Source organism: Shewanella sp. SR43-8, from assembly GCF_014163775.1.
GTDB classification, from domain to species: Bacteria; Pseudomonadota; Gammaproteobacteria; order Enterobacterales; family Shewanellaceae; genus Shewanella; species Shewanella vesiculosa.
The window spans coordinates 129,225-145,506 of record NZ_JACJDX010000004.1; the positions used below are offsets into that span (position 1 = coordinate 129,225).

General features: G+C 41.6%; 17 protein-coding genes. 12 read left to right on the top strand and 5 right to left on the bottom strand.

The features are described from left to right. Positions 1-31 precede the first annotated feature (31 nt). The 8 genes from H5114_RS06435 to H5114_RS06470 all read left to right on the top strand — a co-directional run bounded on the left by H5114_RS06435 (position 32) and on the right by H5114_RS06470 (position 6,627). Positions 32-535: a nuclear transport factor 2 family protein gene (locus H5114_RS06435; RefSeq protein WP_220492468.1), complete on the top strand. Its 504-nt coding sequence runs from the start codon at positions 32-34 to the stop codon at positions 533-535. Next, on the top strand, positions 535-1,284 hold the full coding sequence (locus tag H5114_RS06440; RefSeq protein ID WP_182698972.1) for an SDR family NAD(P)-dependent oxidoreductase: 750 nt from the start codon (positions 535-537) through the stop codon (positions 1,282-1,284). Before H5114_RS06435 ends, H5114_RS06440 begins: the two co-directional genes overlap by 1 nt. A gap of 49 nt (positions 1,285-1,333) precedes the next feature. After that, on the top strand, positions 1,334-2,602 hold the full coding sequence (locus H5114_RS06445; RefSeq protein WP_182698971.1) for an NAD(P)/FAD-dependent oxidoreductase: 1,269 nt from the start codon (positions 1,334-1,336) through the stop codon (positions 2,600-2,602). Next, a complete protein-coding gene (locus tag H5114_RS06450; RefSeq protein WP_182698970.1) occupies positions 2,599-3,420 on the top strand; it encodes a DUF1365 domain-containing protein in 822 nt (273 codons plus the stop codon). The genes H5114_RS06445 and H5114_RS06450 overlap by 4 nt, the downstream gene beginning before the upstream one ends. Positions 3,421-3,524: 104 nt before the next feature. Next, a complete protein-coding gene (locus H5114_RS06455) occupies positions 3,525-4,760 on the top strand; it encodes a cyclopropane-fatty-acyl-phospholipid synthase family protein (RefSeq protein WP_182722564.1) in 1,236 nt (411 codons plus the stop codon). A gap of 77 nt (positions 4,761-4,837) precedes the next feature. Next, positions 4,838-5,374, top strand: a complete 537-nt coding sequence (locus H5114_RS06460) for a DUF2878 domain-containing protein (RefSeq protein ID WP_182722491.1) — start codon at positions 4,838-4,840, stop codon at positions 5,372-5,374. Next, on the top strand, positions 5,375-6,019 hold the full coding sequence (locus H5114_RS06465; protein WP_182722492.1) for a chalcone isomerase family protein: 645 nt from the start codon (positions 5,375-5,377) through the stop codon (positions 6,017-6,019). It abuts the gene before it with no gap. Between the two features lie 53 nt (positions 6,020-6,072). Further along, the gene (locus H5114_RS06470; protein ID WP_124017921.1) at positions 6,073-6,627 is read left to right on the top strand and encodes a DUF3833 domain-containing protein; all 555 of its coding nucleotides are present in this window, start codon (positions 6,073-6,075) and stop codon (positions 6,625-6,627) included. An 88-nt stretch (positions 6,628-6,715) separates the two neighbouring features. Here H5114_RS06470 and H5114_RS06475 read toward each other — a convergent pair whose 3' ends face one another. Next, the gene (locus H5114_RS06475; RefSeq protein ID WP_124017894.1) at positions 6,716-7,060 is read right to left on the bottom strand and encodes a DUF3634 family protein; all 345 of its coding nucleotides are present in this window, start codon (positions 7,058-7,060) and stop codon (positions 6,716-6,718) included. A gap of 338 nt (positions 7,061-7,398) precedes the next feature. Here H5114_RS06475 and H5114_RS06480 point away from each other — a divergent pair, with 338 nt between their 5' ends. Continuing rightward, the gene (locus tag H5114_RS06480; protein WP_124017895.1) at positions 7,399-7,578 is read left to right on the top strand and encodes a hypothetical protein; all 180 of its coding nucleotides are present in this window, start codon (positions 7,399-7,401) and stop codon (positions 7,576-7,578) included. A 222-nt stretch (positions 7,579-7,800) separates the two neighbouring features. On the opposite strand, the gene H5114_RS06485 is transcribed toward H5114_RS06480, so the two are convergent. The 4 genes from H5114_RS06485 to H5114_RS06500 form a co-directional block, all read right to left on the bottom strand. Next, positions 7,801-8,523, bottom strand: a complete 723-nt coding sequence (locus H5114_RS06485; protein ID WP_182722493.1) for a TorF family putative porin — start codon at positions 8,521-8,523, stop codon at positions 7,801-7,803. A gap of 120 nt (positions 8,524-8,643) precedes the next feature. Further along, positions 8,644-9,009, bottom strand: a complete 366-nt coding sequence (locus tag H5114_RS06490; protein WP_124017897.1) for a cupin domain-containing protein — start codon at positions 9,007-9,009, stop codon at positions 8,644-8,646. 9 nt (positions 9,010-9,018) lie between these two features. Further along, positions 9,019-10,518: a CoA-acylating methylmalonate-semialdehyde dehydrogenase gene (locus H5114_RS06495; protein ID WP_182722494.1), complete on the bottom strand. Its 1,500-nt coding sequence runs from the start codon at positions 10,516-10,518 to the stop codon at positions 9,019-9,021. Positions 10,519-10,573: 55 nt separating this feature from the next. Further along, positions 10,574-11,926, bottom strand: coding sequence for an aspartate aminotransferase family protein (locus H5114_RS06500; protein ID WP_124017899.1), 1,353 nt, complete (start codon positions 11,924-11,926; stop codon positions 10,574-10,576). Positions 11,927-12,237: 311 nt separating this feature from the next. Between H5114_RS06500 and H5114_RS06505 the strand changes: the two genes are divergently transcribed. The 3 genes from H5114_RS06505 to H5114_RS06515 all read left to right on the top strand — a co-directional run bounded on the left by H5114_RS06505 (position 12,238) and on the right by H5114_RS06515 (position 16,252). After that, a complete protein-coding gene (locus tag H5114_RS06505) occupies positions 12,238-13,734 on the top strand; it encodes an aldehyde dehydrogenase (protein WP_182722495.1) in 1,497 nt (498 codons plus the stop codon). Positions 13,735-14,306: 572 nt separating this feature from the next. After that, complete coding sequence (locus H5114_RS06510; protein ID WP_182722496.1) at positions 14,307-14,540, top strand: hypothetical protein; 234 nt, start codon at positions 14,307-14,309, stop codon at positions 14,538-14,540. A 26-nt stretch (positions 14,541-14,566) separates the two neighbouring features. Continuing rightward, entirely contained in the window at positions 14,567-16,252 is a 1,686-nt protein-coding gene (locus H5114_RS06515; protein ID WP_182722497.1) for a methyl-accepting chemotaxis protein, read from the top strand. Positions 16,253-16,282: the final 30 nt, after the last annotated feature.

The window sequence follows — 16,282 nt, forward strand, 5'->3', positions numbered from 1 at the left end:
GTTTTTAGGGTCGCGTGGTAGGAGTCTGTTAATGCAAGGTGCACAATCGATAGTTGATACTCAATCAGTACCATTAAATACGGACAATTCTGCGTCTGTGAGTGGTCATCCGGCTATTGTTGATGCCTTTATTAATATGTATCAACAGCTCAATAAAGATAATTTGTTTCTACTCAGTCAAGTCTATCGCGATGATATTTGCTTTAGAGATCCGATGCATCATGTCCAGGGCATGGAAGCATTAACGCATTATTTTGCCAACATGTATCAAAACGTCACCCACATTGAATTTGATATCAAAGAAGTGGTCATCAGTGCTGATAATCAGCAAGCCGCTTTGTATTGGACCATGAGTTATACACATCCTAAATTAAGTAAAGGCCAGCTAATAAATGTTGAAGGCATGTCGCAACTTAAATTTTCCGATAAGATATTTTCTCATAGAGACTACTTTGACCTAGGACAAATGCTCTATGAGCAAGTGCCTTTTTTAGGAGGTCTCATCGGCTTACTTAAAAATAGGGTGGCGAAGTAATGGCAACTGTTAACGTGAGTTCCAAGGCCGTATTAATTACTGGAGCCAGCTCAGGTATTGGGTTAGCTTTAGCTGAATATTACCTTGAAAAAGGTATTGCTGTAATAGCTTGTGGCCGAAATGCTCAAGCATTAGAGGCGATTACCGGCGCCACACCGCTAGAATTTGATATTACTGATAATGAGCAGGTACAAGCCGCCGCAGCTAAGCTTAAGCAACTATTGCAGCATAATGGTTGGCAGTTACAGCAAGTGGTATTGAATGCCGGAAGCTGCGAATACATTGATGATGCATTGCATTTTGACTCGGCTTTATTTGCGCGAGTGATCAATACCAATGTGGTTGCTATGGGTTATTGTCTAGAACATTTTTTACCGCTTTTAGGCCGTGGCGCTCAGCTGGGGCTGATGAGTTCAAGCGCCACCTATCTGCCGTTTCCGCGTGCCGAAGCCTATGGCGCATCAAAAGCGGCCATTACTTATTTAGGTCGCAGTTTACGAGTTGATCTTGCCAAACATGGGATTGGGGTGAGTGTGATTTGCCCAGGTTTTGTTAAAACCCCCTTAACCGCTAAAAATGACTTTGCTATGCCAATGCAAATCTCGCCTCAGCAAGCCGCTGTGGCCATTTATAACGGTATGCAACGCCAAAAATGTGAGATCCATTTTCCAACCAAATTCACTTGGTTACTTAAATTAGCCTCTTTATTGCCAGAAAAATTATTAGTGTCTTTATTGGCTCCTAAATAGCTTGCTCAAGTCAATCAACAATAAAGTCTTAGTGTCAGGGATTAACGAAATGAAAAATATTGCTGTAATAGGTAGTGGAATTGCAGGCTTAACGAGTGCTCACTTACTCAGCCGGGAACACACGGTAACTGTGTTTGAGGCTAATGATTATATTGGTGGTCATACGGCTACCATAGATGTAGAAGTTGCAGGCCAGCAATACGCAATCGACTCAGGCTTTATTGTGTTTAACGATCGTACTTATCCGCTTTTTGAAACATTAATGGCGCAACTTAAGATTAAATCGATACCCACTGAAATGAGCTTTAGTGTTAACAATGCACTCACGGGGCTTGAATATAATGGCCATAATTTGTGGAGTTTATTTGCCCAGCGCCGTAATTTATTTCGTCCAAGTTTTTACAAGTTTTTAGGCGAGATAGTTCGGTTTAATAATGGTTGTAAAGTGATTTATGAGGCAGATAAATACCCTACGGCTTCACTAGGTGAATATCTTGACCAGCAAGGTTTTTCTGCCTTTTTCTGTGAGCATTACATTTTACCTATGGGCGCCGCTATTTGGTCTGCCAGTATTGATGATATGCGCGGTTTTTCACTGCGATTTTTCATTCGTTTTTTCCAACATCATGGATTATTAAATATTAATGATCGCCCGCAGTGGTATGTACTTGAAGGCGGTTCGCGCAGTTATATTCCTGCTTTAACGGCACCTTTCAAAGATCGCATTCAGCTTAATTCTCCCGTTACAGGTATTAAGCGCAGCGATGATGGCGTATATGTTCAAGTGGCTAAAGGGGAATGGCAGCGTTTTGATGATGTGGTATTGAGTTGCCATAGCGATCAGGCATTAGCGATGTTAACTGATGCTACTCAAGACGAGATTGACGTGTTAGGTGCAATGGAATACCAGAATAATGAAGTGGTATTACATACCGACATTAATCTGCTGCCTAAACGCAAAGCGGCATGGGCAAGCTGGAATTATCGTTTAGATGGTAAAAATCAGCAAGATATTGCCCAGCGTCCTGCCAGTGTGACTTATAACATGAATATTTTGCAGTGTTTACCAGCCAGTGCGCCAACATTCTGTGTCACTCTCAATCAAACGGCGTTAATTGACGAACGTAAAATTTTGCGTAAGTTTAATTATGCTCACCCTGTATTTAATGATGCCAGCATGAAGTCTCAAGCGAAAAGATCGCTTATCAATGGTAAACACAATACCTACTTTGCGGGAGCATACTGGCACAACGGATTTCATGAAGACGGCGTTCGGAGTGCGGTTGAAGTATGCGATCTTTTTGGGATTAGTTTATGAATCAACCCACATCGGTAATGAAACATGATCAATTAAACAGTGGCATTTATTGTGGCAAGGTTAACCATCGCCGTCATACGCCTAAGGTGCACAGTTTCGGTTATAACATTGCGATGATGGCAATTGATTTAGATGAACTGCCAGCATTAACGGCGGTGAGTAAGTTGTTTTCAACAGACAAGTTTACCCCACTTAAATTTAAGCCTAGCGATTATCTCAATGCGCTTGAGCAGCAATTTGGTGAGAAACTTGCGTTAAGCCAAGCTTGTGTAGGCTCTGATGCTGTGGCATTGAAACATCGCGTGTTGGCAACCATTGAGCATTTAGGTGCTACACAAATATGCGATAAAGTGATATTTTCTGGGCAGATACGCCATTTTGGTTTTTATTTTAGTCCGGTCAATTTTTACTTTTGTTATCATCAAGATGAGCTAATCTATATGCTCGCTGAGGTGAGTAATACTCCTTGGAATGAGCGTCATTGTTATCTGGTGGATATTGCCAATACTACTCAAACAGACAAAGTGTTTCATGTGTCGCCTTTTATGAACTTAGATATGCATTACTTGTGGCGTATTACGCCCCCAGCTAAACATTTGAAAGTGACTATTGAAAATAGAAATGCCAATAACGATAAGCTATTTGATGCTGGTTTAGTGTTAAAACGCCAACTGATTACCTCAAGTTCGATACGCCAATTTATGTTGGGTTACCCATTGATGACGCTCAAAATTATGTTGGGTATTTATTGGCAAGCTATGAAGTTATTTATTAAACGGATCCCATTTGTTGGCAAGCAGACCGTTAAGTTGAATTAATCATTATTGAAAAATGTAAACCAAATAAGTGGTTATCACGTATTACAGTTGCATTACGCCAATAAAGCGATCGAATAAGACAGTGTATGAACTGGAGAAATGACATGGAAAATATGGTGACAGAAAGTAGCATGACTCAAGCGAGTTTATCTGACAGCCTGGCAAGGAAAGTTCTTCTTCGCGCATTAGCGCATCTTGCTGAAGGTCATTTAACGATTGTTGATGGTAATCAAACTTCAGAATTTGGCGATCCTAAAAGCGATGTGCACGCCACAATGCAGGTTCAGCATGCTAACTTTTATCGTCAAGTGGTGTTTGGCGGTTCAATTGGCGCTGGTGAAGCTTATATTCAAGGCCATTGGTGTAGCCCTGATTTGACCAAAGTGGTGCAGATTTTTGCTAAAAACTTAGCCTTGCTAGACAATATAGAGCGTTATTTTTCATGGTTGAGCAATGGTATCAATCGTATTAAACATGTATTTAATCGTAATTCTGAAACCGGCTCTAAGCGAAATATTCTGGCGCATTACGATTTAGGTAATGACATGTATAAAGAGTTTCTTGACCCAGAAATGATGTATTCAAGTGCACTTTATCCGGCAGATGATAGCAGTCTAAATGAAGCGCAATTACACAAGTTGCACACCATTTGTGAGCGTTTAGATTTAAGTCCAGGCCAAACCTTGCTTGAAGTTGGTACCGGTTGGGGCGCTTTGGCCATTTATGCGGCGAAACATTATGGCGTGCATGTTACGACCACGACCATTTCCGATGCTCAGTACGATTATGCACTAGCGCGAGTGAAGCAAGAAGGGCTTGAAAATAGTATTACCTTATTGAAACAAGATTATCGTTTATTGACGGGTGAATATGACCGAGTCGTATCGATTGAAATGATTGAAGCTGTCGGCCACGAATATTTAGGCGGTTTTTTCGAAAAACTGCAGCATATGCTTAAACCAGACGGGCGCATGCTTATCCAGGCGATTACCATTGCCGACCAACGTTACAATAGCTATCGCAAGAGTGTCGACTTTATACAGCGCTATATATTCCCCGGCGGTTGCTTACCGTCGGTGAGTGAAATGACTCGTCACATCGCCAAGAAAACCGACATGGTCACCTGGTCTATTGATGATATGGGTAAAGACTATGCACGTACTTTAAAGCATTGGCATGAGAATTTTGATGCTGCTTACGACAAAATAAAAGCCTTAAATTATGGTGATGACTTTATTCGTATGTGGAAGTTTTATCTGAGCTACTGCGAAGGTGGTTTTTTAGAACGTACCACAAGTACAGTGCATTTAGTTGCCGTGCGTCCTCAATACCGATCTTAATCAATGATAGTGTTATCTTGCTATTTACATCCCCGGTAATTTATTACCGGGACGTCTCATCCTGTGTGTGAGGTGTTATGTCTTCTTACGGTATTCCGCCAACGTTATTTATCTTAATTAACGCCGTGTGCTTCCAATTAGTTTGGTGGGCGGGAGTACTGGCTCAAAATCAACTCTTATTACTGTCTATTTTATTGATCATTAGTCACTTTTTATTGTCACCATCAGCGCGTCATGATGCATTAGTTATGGGTGTTTGTGGGGCATTTGGCATCGCGGTTGATAGTCTATTGGTGTGGTTTGGCGTATTTGAATTCGCTAATATCCCTTATTGGTTGGGACTATTATGGCTCTATTTTGCACTTTGTTTAGACTACAGCTTATCTGTATTCAGAAAGCTCCCTCTGTGGTTACAGTCAGTATTGGGTGGGGTATTTGGTTGTTTAAGTTATCTTGCTGGCGCTAAATTTGATGCAGTTGAGCTGCCATTGGGAGATGCTTGGAGTGCACTGATATTGGCACTGATCTGGAGTGGCTTATTTCCCGTACTGTTAATAATCAGTAGCAAAAAACTCCCGTATTACAACGGTGGCTCTCGTTTTGGAGAATCCTAGATGAAAACCTTAACCAAGGCTGCTAAATCGCAGCCAAATTGGCAGATACCTCAATCGATGCACTGGTTAGCAGAATTACTCTTTGGTGTGGTGGGCGCAATGGTATTAGCACTTATTGTCATGTTGAGTGTCAGTGATGCTTTTGCTAATGATGGTGACAGTGTTTCACATATTGCGACAACAGCCCCCTTGGTTAAAGCCGACACAGCTGATGTGCCACTGATTGAAGTTGGCACAGCCGATATGAGTCTTCTGTGGCTGGATATCTATAGCGCTAAATTATTTTCCATCGACGGTAAATATCAAGCTAATCGATTTCCAATGACTCTCGACATCCAATATCACCGCGATATTGATGCCAGTGATTTGGTTGATGCGACAATTGAGCAATGGCAACATTTGGGGTTAACTAAAGATAATATTGAGCTTTATCGTCAACAGATAGTCAAAGCATGGCCTGATGTTAAAGAGGGCGATAGACTCACATTTAGAGTTAACACGCCTGAAGATGCAGCATTTTTACTTAATGATAAGCCATATTATCAAGTTAATAACAGCCAGTTCCCTGAAGCTTTTCTCGATATCTGGTTGTCAGAAAAAACCAGTCACCCCGAATTACGTAAACAATTAATTGGAGTCAACTAATGCGCACCAGCCTATTATCCATACCTCAAAAGATATCTTTCTCAGCGCGCGGCATGATTAAAAAGTTTGCTCATGTGTGTTTGTTTAGCGGATTACTTTTAGGTGTGATGTCATGTTCATCAGCCTCGATTGAAGATTATCAACAAACGACGCCTAAGTTAGACTTAGCCACATTTTTTGACGGTAAGCTAACGGCGGCAGGCATAGTACAAGATTTTTCTGGCAAGGTGACGCGTAAATTTACTGTGACTATGGAAGCGCACTGGACCGACACGCCACAAGGTAAGCAAGGTGTGATCAACGAATGGTTTGTTTACGATGATGGCGAAAAACAAACTCGAGTATGGAAAATTACTGACAAAGGTAATGGTATTTACCAAGGCACAGCCAATGATATCTTAGGTATTGCAGAGGGTGAGTCGCGCGGCAGCGCATTACGCTGGCGCTATGATATGCAATTAGCTGTAGATGGCAGTGAGTATCAAGTGCATTTTGATGATTGGATGTTTTTAGTCGATGATCAAACCATTATCAATAAAAGTGACATCATTAAGTTTGGTGTTACCGTAGCTCAGGTCACTTTAGTTATTGCTAAGCAAGCTGATTAAGTAGCGGACCAAGCTATAGGCTGGTGCTTTGCGAACATAAAAAATGGACTCATTAGAGTCCATTTTTTATGTTCGTCATTAAGCTGTATTAGCCTTTAAGCTTAGACGCATCAACATGTTTTTTATCGTAATATTCAAATGGAAACTGATTGCGGATCTGTTGTACTAGGTTATCGCCTATATTGGCCGAAACATGTAAACGCACGTCACCTGACTTTTCCGCTCTAACAGTGCAAGTGAGTTTGTTTGATTTAGCGATTGCACGGCAGTCTCGCTCAAACTTCTCTGGAATTTTGCCTTTATGTCTGTTGAGTTTGCCATCTTTGAAATGCATTTCAAAAAGGGTTAATCCACGGCTACCACTGAAAATCAGTTTGTAGGCCAGAAAAAATAATACTGCAATTATCAGTACTTTGATGATGGTATCAACCATAGTTTGCTCCTTTAAACCGTATATTTATACGATGGCTATTACCCTAAGATACTATGCTACGCTCTGGATGCAATGCTAATTTATTAAAATATATGCGCTAGATCCAAGTTATATTCTATGGTTAAGACCTTATTGATTAATCCAAGATGATTTTGTCATTTGAGTGCTGCCTAAACTAAATTTGCTGTCATTTAACCTAGGGCATAATGGATATCTGAGGGGGTGATCTTTAGGCTGGTTTAGTTATCGAAATGGCTTTATAAACGATGAATATGTGCTACATTTAATGACGATGCAGGTGCATGTAAATGGATGTATAACTTATTTAAGGACTAAATATGTCACTCTCTAATGCTAGTCGTTGGGCCGAAATCTGTGAAATTCAAACATCATTAATGCTTGATTTAGCTGATAAATTCCCGCAGAGACGCGAACAATTGCAACATATTGCTGACGGCTGGCAATGCGTTAAAAAGCAAGCCCAAGGGCAATCGCTAAATGGATTGTCGACCAAATAACTTCTGCTTTATGACCTTTATAATCAGTATCCAATCTTAGTTTATGGTTTTACCATAAAAAAAACCGCATTACGCGGTTTTTTGTTTTTAACACCGGCTGATAACCGTTTAATCGTCAACACTCATGTCACATTGCAACTTGTATATCGTGAGCCACAATGGGCTAGTGATAATACGATAAACAATGATCAGCGCTGTTGCGTAGCAATTAACCCCTAGGGGTTAAAATGCGTAACTAACGCTGGCTAGTACTGTGCCTGAGTTTTTATATAGCCCAGAGCTTACTTTGTAATCACCACTCATGTCGGTGTCTAAATAAGCTAAAGATAAGCCAAAACCAGAGACTTCGGTTGATACGCCCACAGAGTAATCTGAATAGCTGTCAAAACCTTCACCATCATCAATGGCGTCACCAAAGTTGTAGCCATAATGCAGGTCTAAACTCCAGTTTTCGGCAAACTCCCAGCCATAATTGATTTCGGTATAGTGCAGATCAAGATCGCTTCCACCGTAGTCATTCGTATACCAATAGGCTGCTCTGAAACCACTGAAGTCGACGCCTGCGCTAATCTCTAAATAATCCAGATCGCTTTCGCCTGGGTAGTTGTAACGATATAAGGTTAAGTCATAACTGGTATCGTCGTTAAGTTCACCATAGTAACCAGCATACAAGTCTATTTCGACGTCTGGGCCATTGTAATCTGGCTCATCGAAATCGACATTACTGCCCCAAGCACCGACAAAAAAACCACTTTCATGGCTCCAATCGATATTAGCTTGTAGCGCTGGATCCCCAGCGGTTTGTGATATTCCACGGAAACGATAATCGTTGGTTACAGTGACCGCACCAGATACTTCTGCCGTTGCTAACGGAGCCAGAAGAGTAGCTGATAACGTTAATCCGCTTAACAGTGCAATTCGCGTTCTTTTAAATGTTTTCGACACGATATTATCTCCATTTACATAAAATACAGTGACTGATATTGAGCTATCTAGCTACTGCGTATGCCACTTATCAGAAGCAAAACCGTCATGGTTTCGTCTGTACCGCATGGCGGTTAAACGTTACTGTTGTTCAAACATAACGTAGATTTTTTTACAGTGATTAACCACTTCCCATGTGCCGGTAAATCCAGCTGGAATAACAAACTTATCACCCGTACTGACGGTTAAGCGTTGGCCTTGACTGTCAGTGATGATGCTAGTGCCTTCGAGAATGTCGCAATATTCATATTCGCTATAATTAATGTTCCAACTGCCAGACTCACTTTGCCAAATACCGACATTAAATTGCTTACATGGGCTTTCAAAATGATTTTGTACTGACTGTAATGGATTACCTGTTATCAGTTTTTCATTGGCCAAGTGATAAGACTCAACCGCAGTTGATTGGCGACTAAACACGGTAATATCGCTAATGTTTTTGTTCATCGTATTCACTTATTTCATCGTAGGCATTATAAATGCTGAAGGTTCGTTACTGTCGCTTTTAGCTTGTGGCCAGCGAGCCGTAATGGCTTTTCGCTTAGTATAAAAACGTACTCCATCAGGTCCGTGCATATGCAGAGGCCCAAATAGTGAGCGTTTCCACCCCCCAAAACTATGAAATGCCATAGGAACCGGAATGGGCACATTCACTCCGACCATACCCACTTCAACATGGTGACAAAAATGGCGTGCAACTTGGCCGCTTTGAGTGAAAATTGCGGTGCCATTGCCAAATTCATGTTGGTTAATTAACGCCAAGGCTTCGGCATAGGTATCGACTCGCACTATTGCTAATACAGGGCCAAAGATTTCTTGCTGGTAAATGCTCATGTTTGGCGTGACATGATCAAATAAGCACGCACCCAAAAAGTAACCTTGCTGGTGGTCGCTAATGCTGATATCACGGCCATCAACCACTAACGTCGCGCCTTCATTCACGCCAGCATCAACGTAATCACGTACTTTGGCTAAGTGTTGCGCCGAAATTAACGGCCCCATGTCCATTTCCGGCGTCACACCGCTACCCACTTTTAAGGCACTAATTTGTGGCAGTAATGCTTCCACCAATTTGTCAGCCACATCACCAACCGCCAATACGACTGATATCGCCATACAGCGCTCACCGGCACTACCGTATGCAGCTCCCATTAGCGCATTAACGGCTTGATCTAAGTCAGCGTCTGGCATCAATATCATATGATTTTTAGCACCGCCCAACGCCTGTACACGTTTACCGTGAGCAGAAGCTGTACTGTAAATATATTCAGCAATAGGGGTTGAGCCAACAAAGCTGACGGCGTGAATATCAGGGTGAGTTAACAAGGTATCAACCGCTTCTTTATCACCATTGATAACGTTAAATACACCATCAGGTAGACCGGCTTGTTTAAGCAATTCGGCAATAAACATTACTGCACTTGGATCTTTTTCAGATGGCTTCATGATAAAAGCATTACCGCAGGCTATCGCGATAGGGAACATCCACATTGGCACCATCACTGGAAAGTTAAACGGAGAAATACCCGCCACCACCCCTAATGATTGGTTAACTGACCATGAGTCAACGCCGCCACCGACTTGCTGAGTATGTTCGCCTTTGAGCAAATGTGGAATGCCACAAGCAAACTCAACGACCTCTAGCCCTCGGGTGATTTCACCTTTAGCATCATCTAATACTTTGCCGTGTTCAAGAGTGATTAATTGTGCCAATTTATCAACATGTTGCTCGACTAAGGCTTTAAATTTAAATAATACCCGAGCACGGTTGAGTGGGGTGACTTGTGACCAGGTTTGGTAAGCTTTTTTGGCCGCACTAATCGCTAAGCTCACTTCTTCATGACTCGCCAGTGATACTTGGCCACGGGTTTCACCCGTTGCAGGATCATAGATTGTTTGATTACGCTGACTCGCTGGTGTGTGTTGCCCATCGACAAAATGAGTAATGTTAAGCATGAACTGGATCCTTTTAAGCAAAATAGGTATTCAAGAAATGGGTATTTAAAAATGATTAACCAACCGCGTTAATCGCATCGCTTATGTGATTAACCATGTCGTCGATTTGTGATTTTTCTACAATCAATGGCGGTGATAACGCGATGATGTCAGCGGTTGCTCGCACTAAGGCACCTTGCCTAAAGCAGTGATCAAAAATGGCGTAACCTCGCTTACCCACACCTTTATCGCTCGGTGCCAGTTGGATACCTGCCACTAAACCGGTATTGCGAATATCAATGACGTTTGGCAGTCCTTTAAGGCTGTGAACGGCTTGTTCAAAGTAAGCCTCAAGTCCCTTAGCGCGTTCAAATAACTGCTCATCTTCATATATTGATAAAGTTGCAAGTGCTGACGCTGCGGCAACCGGATGGCCTGAATAAGTGTAACCATGGAAGAATTCAATTAACTCATTAGGGCCATTCATACATGTATCGTGAATGGTATTACTGACAAATACAGCGCCCATTGGAATTGCACCGTTATTAATCGCTTTCGCTGTGGTTATCATGTCTGGCGTCACTTGCCAGCGTTCACTGGCAAAAGCAGCACCAACTCGGCCGAAGCCAGTGATCACTTCATCAAAAATAAGCAAAATACCGTGTTTTTGAGTGATTTCACGCAGGCGCGCTAAGTAACCGTCTGGTGGCAGAATAACCCCTGCTGATCCTGACATCGGCTCGACAATGACAGCGGCAATATTTTCCGCGCCATGTAACGTAATCAGTTGCTCAAGCACTTCGGCTTTATCTAAGCCATGTGGAGGTAAACCATGACTGAAAGCATTATTGGCAATGTCGAGAGTGTGAGGCAGGTGATCAACACCTTGCAGTAATTGTTGGCTGAATGTTTTACGGTTATTACTAATGCCACCCACTGAGATGCCACCAAAACCGACACCATGATAGCCAAGCTCACGGCCGATAAAGCGCGTTCGAGATGCCTGACCATTGGCTCTGTGATAACAAAGTGCCATCTTAAGTGCAGTATCAACCGACTCTGAGCCTGAATTGGTAAAAAATACCTTATCTAATCCATCTGGACTGAGCTGACTGAGTTTATGCGCTAATTCAAATGCAAGTGGATGACCCATTTGAAACGACGGCGCATAATCCATTTGGCTAATTTGTTTACTTACCGCTTCTGAGATCTCTTGCCTTCCGTGTCCAGCATTACAACACCATAGACCTGCGGTAGCATCGAGTACTTTATTGCCTTCAATATCGGTGTAATACATTCCTTGTGCCGAAACAAGGAGACGTGGATTGGCTTTAAACTGCTTGTTGGCGGTAAATGGCATCCAAAAGTGCGCCATATTTGGCCAAGATTGTGATGAATCGCTGATTCCATTTTGCTTATATTCGCTCATAAATTGACTCTACATTGATAGCTACAATTATTAGGGATTCATCTTAAACTGATTAAATAATGAGTGACGAATATTCGCTATGCTATGTCAAAAATAATGAACATAAAAGTGTTTTGTGCATTTATTTAAACTAAATGTGCCTATTTTGTAAAATATATTGAAAATTTCTTGCTGTTCAGCATAATCAGGTGACAATATTGATTAACATAAATGTGTCAGTAATCCATTTTAGACGGCACAAATTAGTCTTGGCACCTGCTTTATTTCTTAGTTTTGGTGTTTATCAATCCATTTATTATTTCGAGGTCACAATGAGTACTCCAACAAGTCGTAGCGATTGGGAAGCACTGGCAGCAAGTTTACAAATCAATGGCAGTGCATTTATCAATGGTCAATATCAAAGTGCTGTGTCTGGTGACACTTTCGACTGTATCAGCCCAATTGATGGCAAAGTTCTTGCCAAAGTCGCGAGCTGTGATTTAGCCGATGCAAACCTTGCTGTTGCCAATGCGCGTGAAGTATTCGAAGCGGGTACCTGGGCTAATTTACCACCAGTAAAACGTAAAGAAGTCATGATTAAGTTTGCCGATTTACTTGAAGCTAATGCCGATGAAATGGCGTTACTCGAAACCCTAGATATGGGGAAGCCCATTCAGCATTCTAAAGGGGTTGATGTTGTCGGTGCTGCCCGTGCTATCCGTTGGTCTGGTGAGGCAATCGATAAAATTTATGATGAAATAGCGCCAACAGCCCATAACGAAATTGGCATGATCACCCGTGAAGCCGTTGGTGTGGTTGCCGCGATTGTACCGTGGAACTTCCCGATGATTATGGCGTGCTGGAAGCTAGGGCCATCATTAGCGACAGGTAATAGTGTGATTTTAAAGCCATCAGAAAAATCACCATTAACCGCTATTCGTATGGCCCAGTTAGCCATTGAAGCGGGTATTCCTGCCGGCGTATTAAACGTATTGCCTGGTTTTGGTCATACAGTGGGTAAAGCGCTGGCGTTGCACATGGACATTGATACTTTGGTATTTACCGGTTCAACAAAAATTGCCAAACAGTTAATGATTTATGCGGGTGAGTCGAACATGAAGCGGGTATGGTTGGAAGCTGGTGGTAAGAGCCCAAACATTGTGTTTAACGATGCACCAGATTTGAAAGCGGCAGCAGAAGCCGCTGCGGTAGCGATTGCGTTTAACCAAGGCGAAGTGTGTACTGCTGGTTCTCGCTTATTGGTTGAGTCAGGCGTTAAAGATGAGTTAATCAAGTTGATAGTTGAACAAATGCAGGGCTGGCAACCAGGGCATCCACTTGATCCTAAAACCACTTGTGGTGCTATGGTCGATCAACAACAGCTCACTAATGTATTGAACTATATTAAAAGCGGCAGCGAACAAGGTGCTACCTTAGTTGATGGCGGCAAACAAGTGATGGAAGAAACCGGCGGCATGTTTGTGCAACCGACTATTTTCAGTAATGTTAAAAATGACATGAAAATTGCCAGTGAAGAGATTTTTGGTCCTGTGTTATCGGTTATTGAATTTGATGGCATGGAAGAAGCCATTAAGATTGCCAACGACACTATCTATGGCCTAGCTGCTGGTGTGTGGACCTCAAACTTAAGTAAAGCCCATAAAACGGCTAAAGCGCTGCGCAGCGGTATGGTGTGGATAAACCATTATGACGGTGGTGACATGACGGCTCCATTTGGGGGTTATAAGCAGTCTGGTAATGGCCGCGACAAGTCATTACATGCGTTTGATAAGTACACTGAACTTAAAGCGACTTGGATTGCTCTATAGTCACTAAGGTTTTAGATTTGAAAAGCCCTTTATTTGCTAATAAAGGGCTTATTTATTAGTAGGTATTCAAGCTAAAGAATGTGATTACTCGCCCTAAACCACAGTGTATAAATGATTCAAAATTAGTCAGATGATAAATTGATTGCAGGATGATCTCACGGTTTATTTATGATTAACATATCAGCATAGATGCAAAAGCATATTGCTAAAAGTAACACCTTTCCAGCCCCCCTTATGTGGTGAGTACTGCCGCCAAATATGCTTCATCCAGCGACTATTGTCCTAGTAATTCCCGTCAAATTTCTCAGTTCTCATTGTTATTTAGTTACCTTTGTATTTCTTATTTACTCTTTATTTAACACTAGCTTTAAGTATTAACTATCAATTTTTATGTAAAACTTTAGTTTTATTGTTGGTTGATAAATATGATTTTTAGCATTTCAAATCAATTATTTAAATTGATATGTTGGCAAGATGTTGGTAATAATATTTGCTGGTTATATCCTTTTAGCTGTTGATGGCGACATTCAGCTAATCACAATTTTGCTAGTTGATATTATTTGAGGTGACTCATGTTTAACAATCTAAAGCTCGGTGCAAAAATCAGTGGCGGTTTTGGTTTGGTGCTCATACTACTTGCAATTGTTGTGGTGACTAGCATTAGCGCACTTAACTCATCTGGTTCGAGTTTTCTTCATTATAAATCACTAGCACAAGACACGAATATCGCCGGAAGACTTCAGGCCAATATGTTATTGGTGCGTATTAAGGTGAAAGATTATCTCATCAGTCCGATGAAGATTTAGTCGAGTACAACAGTGATGTGACCAAAATGAAAACTTACCTTGAGGAAGCGAAAAAGCAAATCAAGGCGCCTGAGCGAGCTGCACAGATTACCTTTGTTGAAGAATCATTTCGCACTTACCAACAATCATTTGAGCAGGTTGTTGAGTTGATTCGACAAAGACATAAAATCAATGACACTCAGCTGGTACCAAGCGGAGAGAGAATGCTTGCCACCATAGAAAGTCTCATTCAATCGTCAAATGATAATGAAGATAATCAAGCGGTTTATTATGCCAGTTATGTTAAAGACACCCTGCTAATGGGGCGTTTATTTATGGTGAAGTATTTGCAAACTAATCAAGAAAGTGATTTTGGCTTAGCCCTTGAGAAAATGACTAATCAGATGGCAACTAAGCTCGATCAACTCGATAAAAATCTTAATCAAAGCGAGCAAAGAAGTTTAATGCTCGAGTTTGAAAAAAACCATAAAATTTACTTAGCATCAATGAATCAGGTACATGATTCTATTGTCAGCAGAAATAACTTAATTAAAAATGTTTTAGATGTGCATGGCCCTAAAATCGCTCACGCCACAGAAGACATCAAACTCTCAGTAATGAATGAGCAAAAAGCATTAGGCTCTGAGCTTGATGTCACCATTGCAGACAGTATTCAGTTCACATTGATCATGTCTATTACTGCAATCGTCATAGGGCTCGTTATTGCATATCTTCTTACCATCAGTATTACTCGGCCCATCCAAACCGCTGTTAATGCGGCAAATCAATTGGCTTTAGGCGATTTAACGGTTCGGTTAGAGAGTAGCAGTAAAGATGAAACGGGTATGTTGCTGAACGCTATTCAAGACACGTCTACTAAATTAAAACTGATGCTCACCACAATTAATGCCGCCAGTATTGAGTTAGCATCAGCATCTGAAGAGCTCGCTGTTGTCACAGAACAAACATCCAATGGGATTTCTCGACAAGAGTCTGAAACGGATATGGTTGCCACCGCAATGAATGAAATGGCTGCAACCGTTCATGATGTTGCAGATAGTGCGGCAAAAGCGGCTGATGCCGCTAATCAGGCAAATATTGAATCATTATCAGGTTCACAAGTTGTGGACCAAACAATAAGTTCTATCAATTCTCTGTCATCGAGTGTGAATGATTCCTCAGAGAAATTACACGAAGTGCAAAAAGAAGTCCTAAACATCAGTTCCATTTTAGGTGTTATTCGAAGTATTGCAGAGCAAACTAATTTACTCGCGTTAAATGCTGCTATTGAGGCCGCAAGAGCAGGAGAGCAAGGGCGAGGTTTTGCCGTTGTGGCTGATGAAGTTCGCACTCTTGCTGAGAGAACTCAAAGGTCAACGTCTGAAATCCAGACCATTATTGAACAACTTCAGGCCGGAACAGAAAATGCTGTCTCTGTGATGAGCCAAGGAAAAACACAAGCTGAACATTGTGTAGCGCAAGCCAGTAAAGCCAATACTGCACTAAAATCAATTACGAATGCTGTAAATTTGATCAATGACATGAACATGCAAATAGCCAGCGCCGCAGAAGAACAAAGTTCAGTGGCTGAGAGCATTAACGAGAATATTATTAATGTTAAACGTATCGCCGAAGAAAACTCACAAGCTTCAACTCAAACCCGCAGTTCAAGTGCTGAAATAGCCCGTTTAGCTGAGCAGTTAAACCAGCTAGTGTCACAATTTAAGGTGTAGGATTTCATTTATCCAGCGAACAAAGATATG

Excerpts from the sequence above, each read along its gene's own strand:
- H5114_RS06435 (WP_220492468.1), top strand. The coding sequence starts at position 32 with ATGCAAGGTGCACAATCGATAGTTGATACTCAATCAGTACCATTAAAT.
- H5114_RS06440 (WP_182698972.1), top strand. The coding sequence starts at position 535 with ATGGCAACTGTTAACGTGAGTTCCAAGGCCGTATTAATTACTGGAGCC.
- H5114_RS06445 (WP_182698971.1), top strand. The coding sequence starts at position 1,334 with ATGAAAAATATTGCTGTAATAGGTAGTGGAATTGCAGGCTTAACGAGT.
- H5114_RS06450 (WP_182698970.1), top strand. The coding sequence starts at position 2,599 with ATGAATCAACCCACATCGGTAATGAAACATGATCAATTAAACAGTGGC.
- H5114_RS06455 (WP_182722564.1), top strand. The coding sequence starts at position 3,525 with ATGGAAAATATGGTGACAGAAAGTAGCATGACTCAAGCGAGTTTATCT.
- H5114_RS06460 (WP_182722491.1), top strand. The coding sequence starts at position 4,838 with ATGTCTTCTTACGGTATTCCGCCAACGTTATTTATCTTAATTAACGCC.
- H5114_RS06465 (WP_182722492.1), top strand. The coding sequence starts at position 5,375 with ATGAAAACCTTAACCAAGGCTGCTAAATCGCAGCCAAATTGGCAGATA.
- H5114_RS06470 (WP_124017921.1), top strand. The coding sequence starts at position 6,073 with ATGATTAAAAAGTTTGCTCATGTGTGTTTGTTTAGCGGATTACTTTTA.
- H5114_RS06475 (WP_124017894.1), bottom strand. The coding sequence starts at position 7,060 with ATGGTTGATACCATCATCAAAGTACTGATAATTGCAGTATTATTTTTT.
- H5114_RS06480 (WP_124017895.1), top strand. The coding sequence starts at position 7,399 with ATGTCACTCTCTAATGCTAGTCGTTGGGCCGAAATCTGTGAAATTCAA.
- H5114_RS06490 (WP_124017897.1), bottom strand. The coding sequence starts at position 9,009 with ATGAACAAAAACATTAGCGATATTACCGTGTTTAGTCGCCAATCAACT.
- H5114_RS06495 (WP_182722494.1), bottom strand. The coding sequence starts at position 10,518 with ATGCTTAACATTACTCATTTTGTCGATGGGCAACACACACCAGCGAGT.
- H5114_RS06500 (WP_124017899.1), bottom strand. The coding sequence starts at position 11,926 with ATGAGCGAATATAAGCAAAATGGAATCAGCGATTCATCACAATCTTGG.
- H5114_RS06505 (WP_182722495.1), top strand. The coding sequence starts at position 12,238 with ATGAGTACTCCAACAAGTCGTAGCGATTGGGAAGCACTGGCAGCAAGT.
- H5114_RS06510 (WP_182722496.1), top strand. The coding sequence starts at position 14,307 with ATGTTTAACAATCTAAAGCTCGGTGCAAAAATCAGTGGCGGTTTTGGT.
- H5114_RS06515 (WP_182722497.1), top strand. The coding sequence starts at position 14,567 with ATGAAAACTTACCTTGAGGAAGCGAAAAAGCAAATCAAGGCGCCTGAG.